The organism is Rhodospirillales bacterium, assembly GCA_018666775.1.
Taxonomy (GTDB): Bacteria; Pseudomonadota; Alphaproteobacteria; order SMXQ01; family SMXQ01; genus JABIXC01.
Genome location: JABIXC010000007.1, coordinates 1 through 22,795 on the forward strand (window position 1 = coordinate 1; position 22,795 = coordinate 22,795).

Consider the following 22,795-nt stretch of genomic DNA (forward strand, 5'->3'; position numbering starts at 1 on the left):
GACCATGCCGGAATGTTCCGGGGCATTGCTATCAAAGTAGCGGGGGTCTTCACGCATCATCTGCGCCAGGCCACCATGGGCCAGACGTTTGCGGCGGGTTTTGTCAGGGTGTTCGGTCATTGCAGGACTCCTATAAAAAAAGGCCCGGCAATTGCGGGGCCTTTTAGGGGGTGGGTTAAATTTCAGATACAAAAAAACCCGCGAGGGCCAAATGAATTTGGCGAGCTGCGGGATGATCAAAACCCTGCGTCAGTTCTTTCGCAGGATACAAAAAAACTTATACTTTAGGTCCCCGTTTGACAAGTAATACTTACGCTCGGGTATTTATGCGGCGTTCCTAATCCAGTGCTTTGACGATGCCTTCGCACATGGCTTTGGCATCGGCGAACAGCATCATGGTGTTGTCGCGATAGAACAGATCGTTATCAACCCCGGCATAGCCCGGTGACAGCGAGCGTTTTACAAACAACACGGTCTGGGATTTATCCACGTCCAGGATTGGCATGCCAAAGATGGGGCTTTGCGGATCATCGCGGGCGGCGGGGTTGGTGACATCATTGGCACCAATCACAAAGGCCACGTCTGCGGTCTGGAATTCGGAATTGATTTCTTCGAGTTCAAACACTTCGTCATATGGCACGTTGGCTTCGGCCAGCAGCACGTTCATGTGCCCCGGCATGCGGCCAGCGACGGGATGAATGGCATAGGTCACGTCCACGCCTTCGGCTTTCAGCTTGTCGACCATGTCGCGCAGCGCGTGCTGGGCCTGGGCCACGGCCATGCCGTAGCCGGGAACAATGATCACCTTGCCCGCGTTCTTCATGATAAAGGCCGCATCATCGGCGGAACCGGCTTTAACCGGACGATCCCCCGTGGATGATGCTGGCCCGGCACCGGCATCGCCGCCAAAGCCACCTAAAATAACGCTGAAGAACGACCGGTTCATGGCCTTGCACATGATGTAGGACAAAATGGCACCCGATGATCCCACCAGCGCGCCTGTGACGATGAGCGCGGTGTTTTCAAGGGTGAAGCCAATGCCCGCAGCAGCCCAGCCGGAATAAGAATTCAACATGGAAATCACCACCGGCATATCGGCACCGCCGATGGGGATGATGATCAAAAAGCCGATCAAGAATGCCAAACCCGTCATCAACCAGAACCAGCGCGGGTCCACATCAATGGCAAAGGCCACGATCAAGGCAACAATCACCAGCCCGATCACAAGGTTCAATAAATGCTGGCCCGGGAACACCACGGGATTGCCGGAAACAAGGCCCTGTAATTTGGTGAAGGCAATGATGGAGCCTGAAAAGGTAATGGCACCGATGACAATACCCAGCGACATTTCAATGCGGCTGGCAACCTTCAACACACCGCTGGCATCAACGATGCCATAGGCTGCCGGATTATAAAACGCCGCTGCGGCCACCAAAACGGCTGCCAAACCCACCAGAGAATGAAACGCTGCAACCAATTGGGGCATGGCCGCCATCTGGATGCGCAGGGCAATCACCGTCCCGATGGCACCACCCACCACCAGGGCACCCAAAATTTCCACATAGGAAAACACGCCGGGCAGCGCCACCGTGGTGACAATGGCGATGATCATGCCGGTAATGGCAAAGCTGTTGCCCGAACGCGCCGTTTCCGGGCTGGAAAGGCCACGGAGCGCCATGATGAACAGGACGGATGCCAAAAGATAAGCAAGGGCTGCGAAATTAGCTGTCATGATGGCCCCCTATTTCCGTTCTTTTTTCTTGTACATGGCGAGCATCCGTTGGGTCACCGCAAAGCCGCCAAAGATGTTGATGGCAGCCAAGGCAATGGCGATCAGGCCAAAGATTTTGGAAAGTTCAAACCCCGTCGGCCCGGCGGCGATCAAGGCGCCAACAATAATGACGGAAGAAATGGCGTTGGTGACGCTCATCAACGGGGTATGAAGCGCCGGGGTCACCGACCACACCACATAATACCCGATAAAAATCGCCAGCACGAAAATGGCCAGACGAAAGACGAACGGATCAACCACGGTTGCTTCCATGATCAGGCCCCTTTTTCTGTCAACAGCGGGTGAATAACCTTGCCGTCATGGCAAAGTGCGGAACCCGTAATGATTTCATCTTCCCAATTAATCTCCAGCGCACCGGTTTCAGAATTGATCAGGGGGGTAAGAAAATTCAACAAATTCCGGGCATAGAGTTGGCTGGCGTCTTCGGCCAGGCGGGCGGGAACATTGGTATAGCCAATCAGGGAAACACCGTGCTTCACGACAACCGTGTCTGCTTCTGAAATCGGGCAATTGCCGCCCGCTTCGACCGCCAGATCATTGATCACGGAACCAGCCCGCATGGTTTTGACCATGTCTTCGGTCACCAGAACCGGGGCCGGGCGGCCGGGGATCAATGCGGTGGTAATGACGATGTCTTGTTTTGAAATGGTTTCAGCGATCAGTTCTGCCTGGGCGCGTTTGTAATCATCGGACATTTCTTTGGCGTACCCGCCTGCAGTTTCTGCATCTTCTGTTTCGTCACTTTCTACCATGACAAATTTGGCGCCCAGGCTTTCAACCTGTTCTTTCGTCGCGGCGCGCACATCGGTGGCCGATACAATGGCACCCAACCGTCTAGCCGTGGCAATGGCCTGAAGCCCGGCAACGCCAACGCCCATTATAAAGACCCGCGCCGGTGCAATAGACCCTGCCGCTGTCATCATCATCGGGAACGCCCGGCGATATTCATGGGCGGCATCCAGCACTGCTTTGTATCCGGCAAGATTTGATTGGGATGATAAAACATCCATGCTCTGTGCCCGGCTGATGCGCGGCACCAGTTCCATGGCAAAGGCCGTCAGGTTATGGGCGGCATAGGTGCTGGCAGCGTCCTTATTAGACATAGGGGCCAACATGGCGATCAGAACCGCGCCCTTTTTCATCAGGGAAACTTCTGCGTCATTGGGGCGTTGCACCTTGAACACGATGTCAGCATCGCCCAGGGCAGCGCCACAATCCGGCGCGATTGCAGCGCCAGCGTCTTTGAACGCATCATCGGAAAGAGAGGAGCCAGCACCGGCCCCGGCCTCAACCACAACGTCAAGACCCAGAGCCGCCAATTTTTTTACGGTTTCTGGCGAACACGCAATGCGCGTTTCACCGTTGGCCGTTTCCTTTGGGATCGCAATTTTCATGGCACTTAAATAGCCTGATTACCTAATGTTTGCCAAGGGCAAGTATAGTTAACAATATATTAACGCAGCCCCTATTCCATGGAAGATAATCTGGAAGAATAAAGGATCGCTAAAGATGCCGCCAAAAAGCGTTCGCTGCCCGATCAATTCCTCCGGCCTGTTTGCCTTTCTGTTTGCAGTGCTGCTTTTCCCGGCCCCGGCATTGGCAGAAGATGTGGTAACCATCAAAACCCGACCCGGCGTTACCCTTAAATTCATCTTGCGTGGTGCGCGCGCGGGCAATCTGCCCATTGCCATTTTGTTTGCCGGTGGCGGTGGGGATATCAATCTGGACAATTGGGATGGGTCCGGGAATCCGGCCGGGAATTTTTTGGTGCGCACCCGGAAACATTGGGTGAAGCACGATTTGTTGGTCGCCGTCCCCGATGCCCCATCAGACCAAAAAAGCGGCATGTTTCGGTGGCGGACCAGCAAGGATCACACGACAGACATCCGCGCCTTGATCAAACATCTTCGCAAATACACCTCCGGGCCGGCCTTCCTGATCGGCACCAGCCGGGGCACCATTTCTGCAGCGGGCATTGCGGGTAATATGGCCCCGAATAAATTGGGCGGTATTGTTTTGACAGCCACCGTCACGCGTTACAATGCGGGCGGTGATAAGGACCGGCTGGAAAGCGCCAATCTTGCCAACATCAAAGTCCCGGTGCTGTTTGCCCACCACAAAGACGATGCGTGCGATGTCACCCGGTTTGAAGACTTGCCCGCATTGGCCAAAAAAATCACCCGCGCACCAAAGGTGGCAATCAGGGGCTATAGCGGTGATGGCGGAAAAAGTTATCGCGGGTCTGAATGTGCCTCAAAAACTGCCCACGGTTTTCGCGGCATCGAAAAACAGGTGGTCCGCGAAACCGCTGAATGGATTCACGAAATCGCGGGCACGCCCCGTTAATCTTCTAATTCGTCAATCAAGCCTGAGACCATTTCCAATCCCCGGCCCCAAAAGGCAGGGTTGGCGGCATTTAAACCAAAGGGCTTTAGCAATTCGCCATGGCGCAATGTGCCGCCGGAACGCAGCATGGTCAGGTATTTCTCCCTGAAGCCATCGGGTTTGGCTTCGAAGGTTGCGTAAAGGGAATTCACCAGACAATCGCCAAAGGCATAGGCATAGACATAAAATGGCGAATGGATGAAATGGGGAATATAGGCCCAGTACCACCGGTAATCCCCATCCAGTTTCAAGGCCGGGCCCAAACTTTCGCGCTGCACCGCAAGCCAGATGTCAGACAAGGCATCGGCCGTTAATTCGCCATCCCGCCGAGCCCCATGCACGCGGCGTTCAAAATCGTAAAAGGCGATCTGGCGCACCACCGTGTTCAACATGTCTTCGACCTTGCCCGCGATCAACGTTCTGCGCACCGCACCATTGGTTTCTTCTGCCAACATTTTACGGAACGTCAGCATTTCTCCGAACACCGATGCGGTTTCGGCGAGGGTCAGGGGGGTATCAGACATCAAATGGCCCTGGGGGCCTGCCAGAACCTGATGAACCCCGTGGCCCAGTTCATGGGCAAGGGTCATCACATCACGGCTTTTGCCCTGATAGTTCATCAAGATATAGGGATGCACACTGGGCACAGTTGGATGGGAAAAAGCCCCCGATTCCTTACCCGCCCGGACGCCCGCATCAATCCAGCGTTTATCAAAAAAGCCTTTGGCAACAGATGCCATTTCCGGTGAAAAATCCCCGTAGGCCGACAGCACCATGTCTCTCGCGCGGGTCCAGGGGATGGTTTTGTCTGCCGATTTTGGAAGCGGCGCATTGCGGTCCCAATAATCCAGACGTTTCTTTCCCATCCAGCCCGCCTTCATCCGGTAATAGCGGTGCGACAATTTGGGGTATGCCTTTTTGACCGAATTAACCAGCGCATCCACCACCTTGTCTTCAACATAATTGGACAGGTTTCGCGATGATTGCGGTTCTTTGAATCCGCGCCAGCGGTCTTCCACTTCCTTGTCTTTCGCCAAGGTGTTGGTGATCAGCGCAAAAGTCCGGGCATTTTCACCCATGACCTTGCCCACCACCTGAGCGGCGCGCTTGCGCACTGGGGCCTTTGGGCTTGAAAGCAGGTCCAGCGCTTCTGCCTCGGTCAATTTTTTATTGCCAATGGGAAAGCGCAGCGATGCCTGGGTTTCATCGAACAGGCGCACCCATGCAGCACGCCCGGATGGTGATTTTTCATGGAGCAATTTTTCCATGTCGTCTGAAAGTTCATGGGCCCGCCAGGCACGCACATCGCGCAGCCATGATGCGTAATGCTTAAGGGCCGGGGATTTTAATTTCTGTTTGATGGCCTGATTAGGCAAGCGGTTAATCTCAAGGGTGAAAAACAACAACCGGGTGGCAATGGCATTCACCCGTTCCGACGTGGTCTGAAAGAACTGGCCGATAGACGCATCGGTGACCGAGCAGGCATACAGCAATTGGGCGTAAGACATGATTTTGGAAAGGATTTCATCCAGTGCTTCAAATTCAGCCACGCTTGCGCCCAGTTTGGCACCCGAAAGTGATTTAATCCGGCCCTTATTGACCTTTTCAAATGCCACGGCCAATTTTTCCGCCCGGGCGAGATCACGGGCCATCACCTTTGAACCGGGGCCTGAATACAAATCATCCAGATTCCAGCGTGGTAAGGTTCCAATACCACCGCTTCTTTTTGCAGTTTTTGCCTGTTTTGCCATAATCTATCTGTGCCTTTTCCTGTTTGAACCTGCATTATAAACCATCAACGTTGGTAAAAAGAGAAACCCTTGGAAAAAAATACTTCCTCTACGCCCTCCAATGATCGTGCCGCCGATCCCGGAGCCATGAATACCCTTGTGGAGATGTTTTTTCATCAGGCTGAAAAGCTGGGGGATGCACCCTTTCTTCATGGCCGCGAAGATCGCAAGAAGGGCTCTAGAAACCGGGCATGGCGAAGCTTCAGTTGGGAACAAGCGGCCAACCAGACCCGCGCGCTTGCAGGGAATTTGGCGGCCATGGGCATTAAACCCGGCGACCGGGTCGCCCTTGTCTCAGAAAACCGCCCAGAATGGTTGATCGCAGATCACGCCATCATGGCGATCGGGGCCATATCGGTCCCCGCCTACATTACCAACACGCCAGAAGATCATCTTTATCTGTTGACCGATTGCGGGGCCAAAGCGGCAATCGTTTCCACCGAAGCGCTGGCGGTTCCCCTGATGGCGGCCATTGCCCGAAATGTCGATTGCAAGCATTTGGTCGTCATGGAACCCTTCAAAATTGAGCAGGATTTTGGGGCAGAAATCCATGAATGGGATCAACTCTCTATTCCCAAAGCCCCCATGGTATCCCACACCGGGGCGCGCAGTGATGCAGCGTGCATCATCTATACCTCTGGCACCGGCGGTGCGCCAAAGGGCGTGGTGCTGAGCCATGGTGCCATTCTTGCCAATTGCCAGGGCATCCAGAAAATGTTTCGGAATCTGCAATGGGGTCAAGAATCCTTTTTGTCCTTCCTGCCGTTATCCCATTCATACGAACATACCGCCGGACAGTTTTTTCCTGTCTCCCTTGGGGCAGAAATTTATTACACCCTTGGCACTGACACCATTGTCAGAGACATGGAAGATGCCAACCCAACCATCATGACGGCAGTGCCCAGACTGTACGAAGTGTTCAAAAACCAGATCAGCGTGGGGCTGAAACGGGGATCCAGATTAAAACAATTGGCCTTCGCACAGGCCGTTAAAATTGGCCGCAAACGATATGAAACGCCGAACCAGTTGACCCTTTGGGAACGATTAATCGATTGTGTCCTGGACCGATTGGTGCGGGCCAAAGTTCAGGCCCGCTTTGGTGGGCGTTTACGTTTCATGGTGTCAGGCGGCGCACCGCTGAATTATGAAATAGGCGTGTTCTTTTTGGCCCTTGGCATCAACGTCCTACAGGGGTATGGCCAAACCGAATCCGCCCCCGTCATCAGCTGCAACCCACCTGACGACAACCGCATCGACACCGTTGGCCCACCCCTTGAAGGCGTTGAACTGCGCATTCATGAAGATGGCGAAATTCTGGTTCGCGGCGAGTTGGTCATGAACGGCTATTGGAACAAACCAGATGCCACCCATGATGCCATTGGGGATGGCTGGCTCCATACCGGGGACATCGGCGTTGTTGATGGTGACGGGTTTGTTAAAATTACCGATCGGAAAAAAGACATCATCGTCAATTCCGGAGGCGATAACGTTTCTCCCCAACGCATAGAGGGCTTGCTGGCCCTGGAACCTGAAATCGCTCAGGCCATGGTCTATGGGGACCGACGCCCCCACCTTGTGGCACTCATCGTGGCATCGGACCTATTAGAAGGCGATGAGGATATCAAATCAAAAATAGATGCGGCTCTGGTGCGGGTGAATGCAGGGCTGGCCCCTATGGAACGGGTACGGCGTTGCATTCTGGCCGATGCGCCCTTCACCATCGAAAATGGCCAGATGACACCAACCCTGAAGGTGCGCCGCCATATTTTAAAAGAAATTTATGAAACCCGCCTTGGGGCCCTGTACCACCAATGAACCCCCTGCGTGAGGATAATTGGCGTCAGGAAACCACCTTATAATCCGGATTCAATTGTGTGCCCGTAAGCACCGCATCTCGCAAGGTAGCCTTGGTCAAAACTGTATCGGATAAATCCACGAGCGTAAGGTTCGCCCCGGTTAGATTGGCCCCGGCCAAATTGGATGGCAAAGACCGTCCCGTGGACTGGCCCAGTGCATTTTTGACCTCAACCAATATAAATGTTGCCCCACGCAGGTCTGCTTTTACCAATTGAGCATCTGACAGGTCGGCGCCATCGAAACAAACATCTGCAAGATTGGCGCTTGTCAAATTCGCTTTGTGAAGCACGCACATGTTGAATCTAGCACCCTTCAGATTAGCGCCCTGAAACTGGGCACCCGCACATTTTGCGCCGGAAAAATCAAAGCCCTCAAGATTCATCTCGGAAAGGTCTTGGCCAGACAGATCCGACGGCGTTCCCTTTGCGCCATTGCTTTCAAGCCACGCTTTATGAGCAGCAAGCAACTTTTCAACGTCCGTGGGCTCGTCAGAATCTTCCGATTCCAGATCATCGATCATCATGCCTTTGCACATGGCATCTTCCATGTTGGCATCGGCCAAATCCACACCCCGCATATTTGCACCTTCAAGAAGGGCACCCCTGAATTTAGCGCCTTCAACCTTGGCCCCTTCTAAATTAGCATTCCGTAAATTGGCATGGTCTAAAACCGCATCGCTTAAATCCGCACCCCGTAAATCTGCTGCGAAAAGTTCCGCATTGTTCATCTTGGCCCGCACCAAATTTGCCTCAGACAAATTCACGCCGGTCAGGTTGGCCACCCGTGCACCATCTTTGAAAATTGAAGAATCATCAATGATCCCGGAACCGGAATCATAAATCGCGCCGGGCCGGAAATCGGCTTCGGTCAAAATGGCCCCGGAAAGACACGTCTCCAGGAAAAAAGCGCCTCGCACGTCCGCTTCGGTCAGATTGGACCAGCGCATATCAGCACGTTCAAAATGGGCCCCGAAAAAATCACCCTTGGAAAAATTTGCCCGAAGCAAAGAACAATCCGTAAATTTGGTCCCCGCAGCCATGGCATCGCGAAGATCAATCTTGTTCAGTTTCTTACCCGTCAGATCAATATTACGCAAATCAGCGCGGCGCCCACCCGTGACGCCCCTCAGAAACCTTTCGTGCAGAACCATTGCGTGTTCAAACACGCTCATCGCTTTGGTGGTCTTTACCCCCGCCTTTGCGACTTGGCTCTGACTTCGCAACTGTTGCTCGCCATTTTCAGGCATCACATTCAGTCCCCCAAACATATCAACAACCATACAACCACGACTAATTACAATCATAAGATGTAAATAATAAGTCAGGTAAAAACTCGTAATTAATATTGCATATGAAAAGCATTAATTATTTATTGCTTTTTTGAATATTTGGTTATGAAGGGCACCGCTTGGCAGTGACGTCACATTGCCAAATTAGAGCCCGAAATAATCTCTATACCATTGGACAAAGGCAGGAATGCCTTCCTCGATAGAGGTTGTCGGTGCAAAGCCAATATCGCGTTGAATTGCGCTGATATCGGCATAGGTTTCCTTTACATCCCCTGGCTGCATTGGCGCCATCTGCAAGGTTGCCTTTTTGCCAACGGATGCCTCGATAACCTCAATAAAGTGCTGCAAATGCTCTGACTGGTTGTTCCCTATATTGTAAATCCGGTGCGGCGCATCATTAGATTTTTCGCTTTGCGGCGGATGATCAAGAACCCCCAAAACACCACGGACCACATCATCGATGTAGGTGAAGTCGCGTTTCATATCACCATGATTAAAAACCTGGATGGGGTCCCCGTTAAAAATGGCTTTGGTAAAACTGTAATAGGCCATGTCTGGCCGACCCCAAGGGCCATAGACCGTAAAAAACCGAAGACCGGTCGCTGGGATGCCATAGAGATGGCTATAACAATCCGACATCAACTCATCGCTTTTTTTGGTGGCCGCATAAAGCGATACCGGGTGATCCACAGGATCGGTTTCTGAAAATGGCAGTTTTTCATTGCCGCCATAGACCGAAGACGATGACGCATAAACAAGGTGGTCCAACCCGTCTATTTGGCGGCAAAGTTCCAAAATATTGAGATGCCCTGTCACATTGGACTGGACATAGGCATGGGGATTTTCAAGCGAATACCGAACCCCGGCCTGGGCCGCAAGATGCACGATGCCTGACACATCCCTAAATCCAGCCGAAGCCGCATCAAAGCCAGCCGTATCAGCCAGATCGATTTGTTTAAACTGAAAGTCCTTATGGGGGGCCAATTGATCAAGGCGCGCCTGTTTCAGCGCAACATCATAATAATCCGACAAATTATCGACACCGATCACAGCGTCACCCCGGGCCAACAAGGCCTTGCTTACGTGATACCCGATAAACCCGGCTGCACCGGTGACAAGAACAGTCATAAACTGGCAATATCCATTCGTTGATGGCGTTAATTGAGAGTTTAGCCCCACCGTATAGCGCGCCAAAGCATCAAAATCACCCCCGCATCGCGTGGCAGTGATTGATTGCCAAGCCCATGCGTCGTACTTAAGGGGACGAACATGGGAGAATGGCAGCAGATGCCCCCAAAGACTACCCTTGATGATATCCAGTTAGAAGACCGTTTTGAACGTGATTCTGAACGCCTGTTGCTGACCGGTGATCAGGTCCTTGCCCGGATATTGCTGACCCAGTCGTGGTTGGATCACGATCGCGGTTTAAAAACCGGTGGTTTTGTTTCCGGCTATCGGGGGTCCCCCCTTGGGGGATTGGACCGCGAACTGACCGCCGCAGCCATGGCCTTTAAGGCCGCCAACATCGTATTTCAACCGGGCGTCAACGAAGAGCTGGCCGCCACCGCCATTTGGGGCAGCCAACAAATTGGGCTTTCGCCCGGCGCGCGCTTTGATGGCGTCTTTGGATTATGGTACGGCAAAGGCCCCGGCGTTGACCGTTCAGGCGATGCCTTCAAGCACGCCAACCTTGCCGGGACCGCGCCCTTGGGAGGCGTTTTAGCCGTCGCAGGGGATGACCATCGCGGGGCGTCCTCTACCACCGCCCATCAAAGCGAATTTGCCTTTATGGATGCGCAAATTCCTGTGTTCGCACCTTCTGATCTTCAAGATGTTCTGGACTTTGGCGTGGCGGGCATCGCCCTTTCCCGGGCTTCGGGTTGTTGGGTGGGCCTTAAATGCCCATCAGACGTGATTGAACAGGCCGCCAGCATCAAAACCGGGCTATCGCGCTTTATTTTCCCCACGCCCCCAGAATGCACCGATGATTTACACATTCGCTGGCCTGACCCGGCATTGGCCCAAGAACGTCGACTGGCTGGGCCAAAAATGGCCATGGTCCGCGCCGCCACGCACGCGCTGGGTCTGGATCGGCAAATGGGTGCCAAGGACCACCGCCGCATTGGCATCATTGCGGCTGGCAAGCCCTGGGGGAACACCCTTGATGCGCTGGAACTGCTGGGCATTGATGAAGCCGCCCTCCAGAAAATGGGCATTGCCCTGTTCAAGCCTGCGCTGGTCTGGCCGCTGGAGCCAACAAAAATTCGTGAATTTTCAAAGGGTCTGGAAGAGATCATTGTCGTTGAGGAAAAACGCCCCCTGATTGAACCCCAACTGCGCGACATCCTCTATGACCTGCCGGCATCAGTTCGCCCGCGCATCATGGGAAAATCGAACACCCCCCTGTTTCCCCTTGCAGGCCCCATTGATGCCAGACTCATTGCCCACGGCATTCATGAACGATTGGCCGCACTTGATATCAACCCACCCAACACCCCGCCTGAATTGCCTGCACTGGCAAAGCCTGCCCTTCGACGCCCACCGCATTTCTGTTCCGGGTGCCCCCACAACATTTCTACCCGGGTCCCCGAAGGCCACCGGGCACTGGCGGGCATCGGGTGTCATACCTTGGCGCTGTGGTCAGACCCCAACACCCAAACCCTTACCCAAATGGGCGGTGAGGGCACAAGCTGGATCGGACAGGCACCCTTTACTGATACCGAACATGTCTTTGCCAATATAGGGGACGGCACCTATTACCATTCCGGATTGCTGGCCATTCGCGCGGCACTCACTTCCGGAGTCAACATCACCTATAAAATTCTCTACAACGACGCCGTTGCCATGACCGGCGGCCAAAAGGTCGAAGGCGGCCTTAGCGTCGCTGAGATTGCCCGTGAACTGGACGCCGAAGGCGTCAAACACATCACCGTCATTGCCGAAGAACCGGGGCAATACAAAAAATCAGACCCCCTGCCCGATGGCACCACCCTGTTGGGCCGCGACGGGTTTGAATGCGCCCAATTAGAACTGGCCGCAAGCCCCGGTGTGTCGGTTCTGATCTTTGACCAAACCTGTGCCGCTGAAAAACGAAGACGCCGCAGACGCGGTGAAATGGAAGAACCAACCCGTTTGGTCTTCATCAACGAACGCGCCTGCGAAGGCTGCGGGGATTGCCAAAAAGCATCGCACTGTTTATCGGTGGTCCCGGTTGCCACCCCGTTTGGGGAAAAGCGCCGCATCGATCATGGCTCATGCAACAAAGACGAAAGCTGCCTTAACGGGTTCTGTCCGGCCATGGTCACTGTTGAAGGGGCGCAGCCAAAAACCACGCCTTATGGCCCTGATCATGTTGAAATTCCGAACCATCTGGTAGACCTTCCCCTCCCTAAAGCGCCCGAAGGCCAAAATGCGTGGCGGATTTTGATCACCGGCATTGGTGGCACCGGGGTGGTAACCATCGGGCATTTGATTGCCATGGCCGCCCATATGGAAGGCAAACAGGCAAACGTCATGGACCAGACCGGTCTGGCCCAAAAAGGGGGATCGGTCACCAGCCATGTCACCATCGGCCTGAACACAGGTCTGACCGGTGCGGGCCGCATTGGGGCCGCTATGGCCGATGTCGTTCTTGGCTGTGATCTGGTGGTTGCCGCCGACACGCCCCAGGCAGCGACCATGGCCCATGGGCGGACCCGGGCTGTGATCAACACCGAACACGCCATCACCGGCGCATTCCTGCGCGATCCCGAAAAGGCATTTCCCCAAACCCCGTTGCTGGATGCTTTGCGCACGCAAATTGGCCCCGATGCCCTGACCCTCACCGATGCCACGCGCATGGCCCTTCGCCTGACCGGCAAAGCCATTACCGCCAATATGTTTATTCTAGGGCTGGCATGGCAACAGGGCCTGATCCCGGTTTCTGAAGCTGCCATCCACCGGGCCATCATCCTGAACGGTGTCGATGCGAAGACCAACACCGAAGCCTTCACCTGGGGGCGACGCGCAAGCATTGATCCAGATGCCGTCACCACTCTGGCGGGTCTGGAGGCTGATCTGGACACAGCACCCCAAACAGAAGATGGCGTTTCGCTCCGGCTGGAAACCCTGCGTCAATATAGTGGGGATGGCTTGGCCAACACCTACCGAACCCGCCTTGATGCCATTGCCATGGTCATTCAAGACCGTGTTCCAGATGTTGCCGCACAAAATAAATTAAAGACAGCGATCATGGATGCCTATTTCCGTGTCTTGGCCCCCAAGGACGAGTATGAAATCGCCCGGCTGTATACCGATGGCGTGTTTGATGCCGCATTGAAGAAAAATTTTGAAGGCGATTTTCAGGTCCATTATCATATGGCACCGGCAGGGCTTTCCCCCATTGATCCCATTACCATTCATGCCCGAAAACGGCATTTCGGCCCGTGGTTAAAGATTTGTCTGCGCGCGCTGGCAATGGCCAAAGGATTGCGGGGCACCTGGTTCGATCCCTTCCAGTGGACATCAGAACGCAGACTTGAGCGAGCCACCCGCACAGCGTATGAAAGAGATCTTGAACGCATCCAATCTATCCTGGCACCACATAATTTTGACCTCTGTCTGGAACTTGCCCGTCTGCCTATTGCGCTCCGTGGCTTTGGCCACATAAAGATGGGTGCCCAAATTCAGATTGAAACCCGCCGAAAAGAACTGATTGCCTTGCTGGAAAATGGCAAATCAGGGCAAATCGCAGCAGAATAAACGAGAATAAAAAGAGTAAGACAAAGAACCGCCACAAGGTAACTTCCCAAACGATGTTTTCCGACAATCCCATCATCACAGGTTACCGGCGCGCCATGCGCCACCGCCATTACCGCAACTACACCTATGGCAGCACCTTTTCTCTGGTTGGGACCTGGACGCACCGGGTGGCCATGGGCTGGCTGACATGGGAGCTGACCCATTCATATGCATGGCTTGGGATTATCGCCTTTGCCGATCTTTTTTCCATGATGCTGATCACCCCAATTGCCGGGGAACACGCAGACCGCATGGACCGGATCAAACTGGCGACCTGGTCCCAATTTGCCATGATGTGTCAGGCTGCGACGGTCGCCATTTTGGTGTTCACGGATTTGATCGAAATTTGGTCGCTGTTAACCCTGACCATTATTTTAGGCCTCATGCATGGCTATCATACGGCATCGAGGCTTTCCATGGTGCCCAATTTGGTGCCAAGAGAAGACCTGATGCCGGCCCTTGCCATCAATTCCATGATCTTTAATGTGGCGCGCTTTATCGGCCCTGCGGTGGCTGGATTAATCATTGCCAATTTCGGTATTTCGCCGGCGTTTGCCTTTAACGTGCTTACCTTTATCGGGTTTCTGGCCGTCCTTATCAGTCTGGAGCCGCTGGAAATTGAACATAAATCTGACAATGGAAAAGGCGCGCTCGCCAATATTGCCGAAGGGGTTCGCTATTCCGTCAATCATGCAGGCATTGGCCCCTTGCTGATCATGCTGACGATCACATCTTTTTGCGCCCGGTCCCTGCCTGATCTTCTGCCCGGCTTTGCAGATGGTATTTTCCAACGTGGCCCCGAAGGGCTCGCCTGGCTGACCTCCATGATGGGGCTTGGTGCCATGCTGTCAGGCTTTGTTTTTCTGGCCCGCGACGGCGTGGTCGGTATGACATCCATGGTGACTTACAGTTTGCTGTTCATGGCGCTTTCCATCATTGCCTTTGCCATCAGCGATGTTTTCTGGGTTTCCACGGTGATTATTGTCTCTGTCGGGTTTTTCATGAGCATGACCACCATTGGCACCCTGAACCTGATGCAAACCGCCGTCAGCGGGGAAATTCGGGGCCGGGTGATGTCCATGTATACGTTCCTCCATCAAGGTGGGCCAGCCATCGGCACCCTTCTGATTGGCGGTGTTGCGGAACATACCGGCCTTCCATGGCCCGTGTCAGTGGGGGCCGGCATCGCAATTTTAGTCTGGGTCTGGATGCTGAACCGTCTTCCCGCCATGCAGGCCGCCATGGAAACCGACGCGGTCAAAGCCGCTGACACGCCGTCATCGCCACCCTCATCACCGAGTTCATCATGATCAAGGTTGGGAACTGGGGCCACATTGCTGAATCGCTCCGCCATCGCGATCACCGTCTGTTCAACACAACTCTGGTGCCCGCACTGATATCGCTTTGGGCGCAACGCACAGGCATTGGCTGGCTGACATGGGAATTGACCCATTCACCAACATGGCTGGGCATTATCGCTGCCGCCGATCTTTTGCCTGTGGTGATTATCTCACCTTTTGCAGGGGCCATCGCCGATCGCGCATCGTCGCTTTTTATGATGCGCCTGACCCAAGCCATCATCATGATCCACGCTTTGGTGTTGTGGGGCCTGACCGCCGCTGATTTCATCAATATCTGGGGGCTGTTGGTCCTGTCACTGGTCACCGGCATCAACCAACCCTTTTCCACCAGCGGGCGCATGGTGTTCTTCCCATCTTTGGTGCCAAAAGCGGAACTGGGCACGGCCATTGCCATCAATTCAACCATCTTTAACGGCGGGCGCGCCATTGGCCCTGCCCTTGCCGGTATCATGATTGCGCCCTTTGGGGTGGCTTCGGTCTTTCTTCTGAATTTTGCGTGCTTTGCCGCCCATATGGTCAATCTGTTCCGCATCAAATCCGGTGCGGATGAACCGGCCTCCGGACAGCGCAAAGGCATGATGGGGGAAATTGCCGAAGGCATCCGCTACACCATTGCCCATCCGGGTATTGGCCCCATGGTCTTGCTTCTGGTCGTTGCCTCCGTGGCATCCCGACCCATCGCCGACATGATCCCGGGCTTTGCAGATGCCGTCTTTTCCAGAGGCGCCGAAGGGCTCGGCTGGTTGTTGACCGCCATGGGGATCGGCGGGTTCGCGGCGGCCATCTGGCTGGCCCAACGCGGCCCTGTTGCGGGTCTGACCAAAATCGTTCTGATGAACAACCTGTTGGTCGGCATTGCCATGGCCGCCTTTGCCCTGATCGGAAATTTCTGGGCAGCGGCCGTATTTTTAGCCGTCGTCGGCTTTGCACAGGTGGTGACCGGCACCGGCACCCAAACCCTGATGCAAACCGCCGTAGATGGTGCGGTGCGCGGCAGAGTGATGTCGGTTTACACGCAGGTTTACCGAGGGATGCCCGCCCTGGGTGCCATTGTCATGGGCTGGATTGCAGAACAATACGGGCTGGACATCACCGTTGCCGGGGCTGGCGTGATCTGTGTTCTCATCTGGATGGCCTTCCATCGCCGCCGCCATGCCATGGCAGATGCTATGGAACGCAATACCCCGACCTGAGATTTCTCAGCCGCCAGCCGCTAGCTATCTGAATGTTCTGTGGCAACGTGATCCTTGAACGCGGCCTTTTGTTCATCGGTGGCTTCTGTCTGGTATTTGGCCTTCCACTGGTCATAGGGCATGCCGTACACCATTTCTCGGATATCATCGAATTCGGCTTCGACACCTTGATCATCGGCCGCCGCCTTCATCCACTTTGAAAGACAATTACGGCAGAACCCGGCCAGGTTCATCAATTCGATGTTTTGCACTTCTGTGCGTTTCTGCAGGTGGCCAACCAGTGTCCGAAAGGCTGCCGCTTCCAGTTCTGTGCGCGTTGCTTGATCCATGATTTGTTCCTCTATTTAGCCTTGTCGTTGGCGGTCATTATACGCTTTTTTCAGCAATAACGGGTTTCAAATTTTGCGGCACTGGCCCGCCCAGCGCCCAATCCAGCAAGGACACCACATGGACAATCGGGGCATCCATCTCTGGTTCCAGCTGCAACATGCACCCAAGATTGGCCGATGCCACCACATCGGGCCTGAGGACGGCAATGGCTACCGCTTTTTTTACGCCTAAATTTTTAGCAAGGCCCGGTTTCAAAATATTATAGGTCCCAGCCGAGCCACAACAGGCACCGCCGTCATCAGGGGCGACCACTTCGAAGCCAGCGCGCATTAAAATACCCGCTGTTCGCCCCGCAACGCCTTGGCCGAATGCCAAAGAACAAGGGGCCTGCCAAGCCACCCGCAAGGGCGGCAGATCGGCCCGAAAATCCAGACCATCCTCAAACCCATCTAGGGCTTCTATAAATTCGCCCCCGTCGCGCACCATCCCGGCAACCAAGGATGCACGCGTCTGCCACATGGGATCATCTGCAAAAAGATCACCATAGTGTTTCATGGCCGTGCCACACCCTGATGCGGTTTGAATAATACCATCAACGCCTGCCCCCGCCATTTCCGCTTCAATGCGGGCAATGATGGTTTTTGCATGGTTGCGGGCATCATCGGCCCGTCCAAGATGTTCGCTGATGGCACCACAACATGGCGTGCCATCAAGGATCACCACATCAAACCCTGCGCGGTTGAGAATCCGCACCATGGCACCATTGATGTTGGGTGCCAGAACCGATTGGACGCAGCCCGGAATCATGGCCATGCGCCCGCGTTTTTTCTGATCCGTTTCATAAATCCCGGGGGTTAAAAAATCGCCCTCCAACAAGGGCCTGTCCAACCGGGCCAAGGCCGAGCGCAGGCGTCTCCCCAATAAACTGCCCCCGAACAATTTATGAAGCGGCCCCAGAAGCCGTGCCAGGACAATGACCCAGGCAAACATTTTCGGACTGGGAAGAATTTTATTCAGAAAACCGCGCACCCATTGATCAGATAAGGATCGTTTGACCCTTGTTTTATCCGTCTCTGTTATCGCTCGGGTGATGTTCAGAAGACTGCCGTAATCAACCCCTGACGGGCATGCGGGCATGCAGGCAAGGCAGCCAAGACAGCGGTCAAGATGGGTGATGGTCTTTAAAGGCACAGGCCCATCAGATTCAAGAACATCCCGCATCTGCCAAATGCGCCCTCTTGGCCCATCCAGTTCATCGCCGGTTAATTGATAGGTCGGACAGACCGGCGCACAAAAGCCACAATGGACACAGGCCCGCAAAATATCATTTGCAGCGGCAATTCGCGGATCATTCAATTGTTGTTCGGTGAAATCCGTGCGCATGACTAGAGGCCCTTAAACATGCGACCGGGATTGAGAATATGTTCCGGGTCGAAATTGTTTTTAATGCGCTTGCTCAGTGCCGCAAGGGGGGCCGGTTCGGGATGAAAGACATCGACTTCGCTGCGAACATCTTCTGATGCCCGAAACAAGGTAATGTTGCCCCCGGTCGGTGCCGCGTAACGGCGCATCCGCTCTGCCATTGATGTAATACTTTCCCCATCTATAGGCGCATCAAGGGCCAACCAGGCGATGCCACCAGCCCAATCAAGCTGAACTTCCCCACTATAGCGCCGGAAGATGCGATCGATGACCAACATCACCTCGCCCGGGGGCATGCTGAACCGCCATAGCGTTTCACAAGATTGGCCATCATGCTTTGGCAGCAAAGTGCCATCTGCAATCTCGCGCCAGAAAATCTGGCTGTTATGGGTGTGCAGTTCTTCGGTTTCAGAAAATTCTGACAGCGTTTTGCGCAGGCCCGCTGCGCGCTCTGCCACCGCACCGGGGGCCCCTTCAAGGCGCATCGCCGTCACCGCACGCCCGGCACCAGCAACGTAATCAACGCCTGACCGCGCGGCACCTTTTGCTTCCAGATAGGCAGCACCTGAAATTTCCCAAAGCCCTTCCAGGGCCAGCCCGTATTCGCCCAACGCTTCATCGGGTTTTTGGCCAAACACCAAAATGGTACGCGCACTTCTGGCCCGGGGCAATACCTTGAAGGTCACCTGAGACAAAACAGCCAAGGTTCCATAAGACCCCGTCACCAGTTTTGACATGTCGTAGCCGGTGACGTTTTTCACCACCCGCCCACCAGACACGAATACCTCGCCCCGGCCACTGACACACCGAATGGCCAAAATATGATCCCGCGCTGCCCCGGCAAAAGGCCGCCTTGGGCCTGAAAGATTACACGAATATACACCCCCAATGGTGCCCAGATCAGAACCAGCGCCAAACAGGGGGCCAAAATCCGGCGGCTCAAATGCCAGCTGCTGATTGTGTTCTGAAAGGGCTGCTTTAATCTCAGACAACGGCGTCCCACTGGATGCCTCCATCACCAATTCACCCGGTTCATAATACGTAATGCCAGAATGCGCTCCCAAAGAAAGGCGGGCTTTGGCCAACACCGGATGGCCAAGCCCCCCTTTGGTATCGGCACCGGAAATTGCCAATGGGGTTTTATCTGCCAACGCCGCCTTTACGGCATCGGTCAATTCAGATTCGTTTTTAGGGACGATCGTCTCGGTCATCTCTATCTCAGAAACGGTCGAGTTCGGGATGGGGCAATTTTCCCCCATGAACGTGAAGACGGCCCAGTTCCGCACAGCGATGCAATGTCGGAAACACCTTTCCGGGATTAAGAATGCCATCGGGATCAAAGGCACATTTCAGGCGTTGCTGATGGGCAAGATCATCGGCGCTAAACACGTCGTCCATCAGATCTCGCTTTTCCACACCAACGCCGTGCTCGCCGGTCAGGACACCGCCCACTTCCACGCAAAGCCGGAGAATTTCAGTGCCAAAGGCTTCGGCCTTTTCCAATGCCCCCGCTTCATTGGCATCATAGAGAATAAGCGGGTGAAGATTACCGTCGCCCGCATGGAACACATTGGCGACCTGCAGCTGGTAGTGTTCGCTCATGCCTGCTATGCGACCTAACACCTCTGGTAACCGGCCCCTTGGAATGGTGCCATCCATGCAATAATAATCTGGTGCAATCCGGCCAACGGCTGGAAATGCCGCCTTGCGCCCCGCCCAAAAAGAAAGTCGTTCCGCTTCGCCTGCACTGGTCCGAAGGGTTGTACACCCCGCAGCCTTTGCTATTTTCTCGATTTCGCCGCTTGCCACTTTTGCCTCAGATGCGGGGCCATCAATTTCTATAATCAACAGCGCGGCCGCATCGACCGGGTAGCCCACGCCCACAAATGCTTCGGCAGCGCGAATGGCAGGCCCATCCATCATTTCCATGCCGCTTGGGATAATGCCCGCTGCAATCACATCGCAAACACATTGGGCGGCATCTTCGACCGATCCAAACCCTGCTAAAAAGGCGACAGATGTTTCGGGCGTTTTGCGGATGCGAACCGTGACTTCGGTCACGATACCCAGCATGCCTTCGGACCCGGCCATGACCCCCATAAGATCAAGGCCCCCTTGTTCCATATGGCGCCCGCCCAGGCGCACGATTTCACCGCCCGGCAATACCACTTCAAGGCCAAGGATATTATTTGTGGTCAGCCCGTATTTCAGACAATGCACACCGCCGGCATTTTCGGCAACATTGCCCCCAATGGTGCACGCCACCTGACTTGATGGGTCTGGCGCATAATAAAAACCATGTTCCTGGACCGCATGGGTAATCGCCAAATTGGTGACGCCGGGTTCTGCTGTCACCGTTCGGTTGACGTAATCAATGTCCAAGATGCGGTTGAGCCGTGATAGCCCGAGGGTAATGCCATCGGCCAGCGGCAACGCCCCACCCGAAAGCGATGTCCCCGCCCCACGGGGAACAATCTTGATTTTTTCAGCAGCACAATACGCCAATACCGCTGCGACCTCGTCTCGGTTGCTGGGCAGAACCACAATGAGCGGGGCTTGGCGATAGGCCGTTAACCCGTCACTTTCATAGGCTGAAAGTTCTGCTGCATGGTCAATCACCCCATCCACAGACACCATCGTGCGCAACGCCCGGGCAATCTCATGGCGGCGAGCAAGAATGCTGGCATCTGGCTCAGGCATTTCCATAAAGCATGTCTCCTCGGGCACTCGTTACACAGGCCACTATTGGTGGTCACTATACCCGGCCTGCGCGCCCAATCAATCATGGCTATTGGGTGAAAAAAGATGACTGGCGCAAGCCCTAAACGGGGGGTAGTGTTGCGCCATGTCACAGCGTCGAAATGCAAAAATCATTGCCACCCTTGGCCCTGCAAGCCAAACACCCAGCCAAATAGAGGCCCTGCACCGCAAAGGGGCCAATGTCTTCCGGCTCAATTTCAGTCATGGCAGCCATGACATTTTAAAAGACTTAATTGCAATCATCCGCGATTTGGAACGAAAATGTGGCCGCCCCATCGGCATCCTCATGGACCTTCAGGGGCCGAAACTCCGCGTTGGCACCTTCATCGATGGCAAAATCACCCTCAAGACCGGGGATCATTTTCGGCTTGATCGATCAAAAAAGCCCGGCGATCAAACCCGCGTATCCCTGCCCCATCCCGAAGTCTTTTCTGCACTGAAGCCAAAGCACGACCTGTTATTAGACGATGGTCGCATCCGGCTTCGGGTTGAAAAGAAAACCCGTGATTATATCGATACCCGTGTCATTACCGGTGGGGTGCTGTCAGACCACAAAGGCCTGAATGTGCCCAATACGGTGTTGGCCTTGCCCGCGTTGACCACCAAAGACAAGCGCGACCTGCGCTTTGCGCTTAAAAATGGTGCCGACTGGATTGGGCTTAGCTTCGTCCAGCGCCCCAAAGACGTCGCCGAAATTCAGGCCATCGCCAAAGGCCGTGCCAGCATCATGTCCAAGCTGGAAAAACCTGCGGCAATCCAGGAACTGGACAAAATTATCGCACTTTCTGATGCCGTCATGGTGGCCCGGGGCGATCTGGGCGTGGAAATGCCCCCCGAAGAAGTGCCAACCCTGCAAAAACGAATCATCCGCCATTGCCATGAGGCAGGCAAGCCTGTGGTGGTTGCCACCCAGATGCTGGAATCCATGATCCAATCCCCGGCACCCACCCGGGCCGAAGCATCGGACGTTGCCACCGCCATCTATGACGGTGCGGATGCGGTGATGTTATCTGCTGAAACGGCTGTTGGGTCTTATGGCAAAGAAGCCGTTGGCATGATGGAACGCATCATTCGCCAGGTCGAACAGGATGACCATTATCTAGATGTCATAGAGACCACCCGGGTTGAAGCCACCGCAACAGCATCCGATGCCATCACGGCCGCTGCCGGGGCTGTCGCCCATACCATTTCTGCTGCCGCCATTGTGACCTACACCACATCAGGCTCCACAGCATTGCGCGCTGCCCGCCAACGCCCCAGTGTGCCAATTATGTGCCTGACCAACCAACGCAGCACAGCACGCCGCATGACAGTGGTCTGGGGGCTTTATCCTGTGGTCACGGGGGATGTGCGGAACTTTACTGAAATGGTTGCGCGCGCGGCCCGCATTGCTGTGCGCGAACGGTTTGCGCGCAAAGGCCAACAACTGGTCGTCACCGCAGGGGTGCCCTTTGGAACACCCGGGGCGACCAATGTCCTCAGAATCTTTACCGTTAACGAATAAGCAAAATACGCTGCCAAAATTCAGACAAATAAAAACGCCGCCCCTAAGGGCGGCGATCATGATGGGCTATCCCCGATCTTGATGGGGGCTGGCCTGATAGGGGCCGATCAGCCTTGGCGTGCCTTGAAACGGGGGTTGCGCTTGTTAATCACATAAACCCGGCCCCGGCGACGAACGACACGGCAGTTTTTATCACGTGTTTTTGCTGATTTCAGCGAATTCAGAACCTTCATGATCCCGGCTTTCCTAATAAATGTCTTAAAGAAAGGCCCATTTGGGCCCCGTTGATGCGGCGGAACATAAGGGTTTGACCCCGTTGTGTCAACCGTCGCCA

The 22,795-nt window shown here is 54.6% G+C and carries 17 protein-coding genes; 6 read left to right on the top strand and 11 right to left on the bottom strand.

What is annotated here, in order from left to right:
* Positions 1 to 337: 337 nt before the first annotated feature.
* Genes HOJ08_02300 through HOJ08_02310 form a run of 3 tightly spaced genes read right to left on the bottom strand, consistent with a single transcriptional unit; the run spans position 338 to position 3,186 of the window.
* A complete protein-coding gene (locus HOJ08_02300; GenBank protein MBT5672269.1) occupies positions 338 to 1,732 on the bottom strand; it encodes an NAD(P)(+) transhydrogenase (Re/Si-specific) subunit beta in 1,395 nt (464 codons plus the stop codon).
* Between the two features lie 9 nt (positions 1,733 to 1,741).
* Complete coding sequence (locus HOJ08_02305) at positions 1,742 to 2,044, bottom strand: NAD(P) transhydrogenase subunit alpha (protein ID MBT5672270.1); 303 nt, start codon at positions 2,042 to 2,044, stop codon at positions 1,742 to 1,744.
* 2 nt (positions 2,045 to 2,046) lie between these two features.
* On the bottom strand, positions 2,047 to 3,186 hold the full coding sequence (locus tag HOJ08_02310) for a Re/Si-specific NAD(P)(+) transhydrogenase subunit alpha (GenBank protein MBT5672271.1): 1,140 nt from the start codon (positions 3,184 to 3,186) through the stop codon (positions 2,047 to 2,049).
* 115 nt (positions 3,187 to 3,301) lie between these two features.
* On the opposite strand from HOJ08_02310, the gene HOJ08_02315 reads away from it, so the two are divergent.
* Entirely contained in the window at positions 3,302 to 4,138 is an 837-nt protein-coding gene (locus HOJ08_02315) for an alpha/beta hydrolase (GenBank protein MBT5672272.1), read from the top strand.
* On the opposite strand, the gene HOJ08_02320 is transcribed toward HOJ08_02315, so the two are convergent.
* Positions 4,135 to 5,928 (bottom strand): M3 family oligoendopeptidase, encoded by a 1,794-nt coding sequence (locus HOJ08_02320; protein ID MBT5672273.1) that lies wholly within the window; start codon positions 5,926 to 5,928, stop codon positions 4,135 to 4,137. The genes HOJ08_02315 and HOJ08_02320 overlap by 4 nt on opposite strands.
* Before the next feature lie 126 nt (positions 5,929 to 6,054).
* On the opposite strand from HOJ08_02320, the gene HOJ08_02325 reads away from it, so the two are divergent.
* Positions 6,055 to 7,782 (top strand): long-chain fatty acid--CoA ligase, encoded by a 1,728-nt coding sequence (locus HOJ08_02325; protein ID MBT5672274.1) that lies wholly within the window; start codon positions 6,055 to 6,057, stop codon positions 7,780 to 7,782.
* A 25-nt stretch (positions 7,783 to 7,807) separates the two neighbouring features.
* On the opposite strand, the gene HOJ08_02330 is transcribed toward HOJ08_02325, so the two are convergent.
* Both HOJ08_02330 and HOJ08_02335 read right to left on the bottom strand, forming a co-directional pair.
* Positions 7,808 to 9,070 (bottom strand): hypothetical protein, encoded by a 1,263-nt coding sequence (locus tag HOJ08_02330; protein ID MBT5672275.1) that lies wholly within the window; start codon positions 9,068 to 9,070, stop codon positions 7,808 to 7,810.
* A gap of 186 nt (positions 9,071 to 9,256) precedes the next feature.
* Positions 9,257 to 10,240 carry an SDR family NAD(P)-dependent oxidoreductase gene (locus tag HOJ08_02335; GenBank protein MBT5672276.1) on the bottom strand — a complete coding sequence of 328 codons (984 nt, stop codon included), beginning with the start codon at positions 10,238 to 10,240 and terminating at the stop codon, positions 9,257 to 9,259.
* Between the two features lie 141 nt (positions 10,241 to 10,381).
* Between HOJ08_02335 and HOJ08_02340 the strand changes: the two genes are divergently transcribed.
* From HOJ08_02340 to HOJ08_02350, 3 genes are read left to right on the top strand one after another with little or no spacing between them, the layout of a single operon-like run.
* Entirely contained in the window at positions 10,382 to 13,852 is a 3,471-nt protein-coding gene (locus tag HOJ08_02340; GenBank protein ID MBT5672277.1) for an indolepyruvate ferredoxin oxidoreductase family protein, read from the top strand.
* 53 nt (positions 13,853 to 13,905) lie between these two features.
* On the top strand, positions 13,906 to 15,201 hold the full coding sequence (locus HOJ08_02345) for an MFS transporter (GenBank protein ID MBT5672278.1): 1,296 nt from the start codon (positions 13,906 to 13,908) through the stop codon (positions 15,199 to 15,201).
* Positions 15,198 to 16,445 carry an MFS transporter gene (locus HOJ08_02350; GenBank protein MBT5672279.1) on the top strand — a complete coding sequence of 416 codons (1,248 nt, stop codon included), beginning with the start codon at positions 15,198 to 15,200 and terminating at the stop codon, positions 16,443 to 16,445. Before HOJ08_02345 ends, HOJ08_02350 begins: the two co-directional genes overlap by 4 nt.
* A gap of 20 nt (positions 16,446 to 16,465) precedes the next feature.
* On the opposite strand, the gene HOJ08_02355 is transcribed toward HOJ08_02350, so the two are convergent.
* From HOJ08_02355 to HOJ08_02370, 4 genes are read right to left on the bottom strand one after another with little or no spacing between them, the layout of a single operon-like run.
* The gene (locus tag HOJ08_02355; protein MBT5672280.1) at positions 16,466 to 16,774 is read right to left on the bottom strand and encodes a DUF1244 domain-containing protein; all 309 of its coding nucleotides are present in this window, start codon (positions 16,772 to 16,774) and stop codon (positions 16,466 to 16,468) included.
* A 37-nt stretch (positions 16,775 to 16,811) separates the two neighbouring features.
* Positions 16,812 to 18,158, bottom strand: coding sequence for a glycolate oxidase subunit GlcF (glcF, locus tag HOJ08_02360; protein ID MBT5672281.1), 1,347 nt, complete (start codon positions 18,156 to 18,158; stop codon positions 16,812 to 16,814).
* A 2-nt stretch (positions 18,159 to 18,160) separates the two neighbouring features.
* Positions 18,161 to 19,408, bottom strand: coding sequence for a glycolate oxidase subunit GlcE (gene glcE / locus HOJ08_02365; protein MBT5672282.1), 1,248 nt, complete (start codon positions 19,406 to 19,408; stop codon positions 18,161 to 18,163).
* A 7-nt stretch (positions 19,409 to 19,415) separates the two neighbouring features.
* Positions 19,416 to 20,903 (bottom strand): FAD-binding protein, encoded by a 1,488-nt coding sequence (locus HOJ08_02370; GenBank protein ID MBT5672283.1) that lies wholly within the window; start codon positions 20,901 to 20,903, stop codon positions 19,416 to 19,418.
* A gap of 139 nt (positions 20,904 to 21,042) precedes the next feature.
* Here HOJ08_02370 and pyk point away from each other — a divergent pair, with 139 nt between their 5' ends.
* Positions 21,043 to 22,461, top strand: a complete 1,419-nt coding sequence (pyk, locus tag HOJ08_02375) for a pyruvate kinase (GenBank protein MBT5672284.1) — start codon at positions 21,043 to 21,045, stop codon at positions 22,459 to 22,461.
* A 107-nt stretch (positions 22,462 to 22,568) separates the two neighbouring features.
* Here pyk and rpmJ read toward each other — a convergent pair whose 3' ends face one another.
* Complete coding sequence (gene rpmJ, locus HOJ08_02380; GenBank protein MBT5672285.1) at positions 22,569 to 22,694, bottom strand: 50S ribosomal protein L36; 126 nt, start codon at positions 22,692 to 22,694, stop codon at positions 22,569 to 22,571.
* Between the last annotated feature and the right edge of the window lie 101 nt (positions 22,695 to 22,795).

Bases quoted from the DNA above. Each gene is read 5' to 3' on its own strand.
- HOJ08_02315 (MBT5672272.1), top strand. From the start codon at position 3,302: ATGCCGCCAAAAAGCGTTCGCTGCCCGATCAATTCCTCCGGCCTGTTT.
- rpmJ (MBT5672285.1), bottom strand. From the start codon at position 22,694: ATGAAGGTTCTGAATTCGCTGAAATCAGCAAAAACACGTGATAAAAAC.
- HOJ08_02345 (MBT5672278.1), top strand. From the start codon at position 13,906: ATGTTTTCCGACAATCCCATCATCACAGGTTACCGGCGCGCCATGCGC.
- HOJ08_02305 (MBT5672270.1), bottom strand. From the start codon at position 2,044: ATGGAAGCAACCGTGGTTGATCCGTTCGTCTTTCGTCTGGCCATTTTC.
- HOJ08_02320 (MBT5672273.1), bottom strand. From the start codon at position 5,928: ATGGCAAAACAGGCAAAAACTGCAAAAAGAAGCGGTGGTATTGGAACC.
- HOJ08_02335 (MBT5672276.1), bottom strand. From the start codon at position 10,240: ATGACTGTTCTTGTCACCGGTGCAGCCGGGTTTATCGGGTATCACGTA.
- HOJ08_02325 (MBT5672274.1), top strand. From the start codon at position 6,055: ATGAATACCCTTGTGGAGATGTTTTTTCATCAGGCTGAAAAGCTGGGG.
- HOJ08_02355 (MBT5672280.1), bottom strand. From the start codon at position 16,774: ATGGATCAAGCAACGCGCACAGAACTGGAAGCGGCAGCCTTTCGGACA.
- HOJ08_02310 (MBT5672271.1), bottom strand. From the start codon at position 3,186: ATGAAAATTGCGATCCCAAAGGAAACGGCCAACGGTGAAACGCGCATT.
- HOJ08_02350 (MBT5672279.1), top strand. From the start codon at position 15,198: ATGATCAAGGTTGGGAACTGGGGCCACATTGCTGAATCGCTCCGCCAT.
- HOJ08_02330 (MBT5672275.1), bottom strand. From the start codon at position 9,070: ATGCCTGAAAATGGCGAGCAACAGTTGCGAAGTCAGAGCCAAGTCGCA.
- HOJ08_02340 (MBT5672277.1), top strand. From the start codon at position 10,382: ATGGGAGAATGGCAGCAGATGCCCCCAAAGACTACCCTTGATGATATC.
- HOJ08_02300 (MBT5672269.1), bottom strand. From the start codon at position 1,732: ATGACAGCTAATTTCGCAGCCCTTGCTTATCTTTTGGCATCCGTCCTG.
- glcF (MBT5672281.1), bottom strand. From the start codon at position 18,158: ATGCGCACGGATTTCACCGAACAACAATTGAATGATCCGCGAATTGCC.
- pyk (MBT5672284.1), top strand. From the start codon at position 21,043: ATGTCACAGCGTCGAAATGCAAAAATCATTGCCACCCTTGGCCCTGCA.
- glcE (MBT5672282.1), bottom strand. From the start codon at position 19,408: ATGACCGAGACGATCGTCCCTAAAAACGAATCTGAATTGACCGATGCC.
- HOJ08_02370 (MBT5672283.1), bottom strand. From the start codon at position 20,903: ATGGAAATGCCTGAGCCAGATGCCAGCATTCTTGCTCGCCGCCATGAG.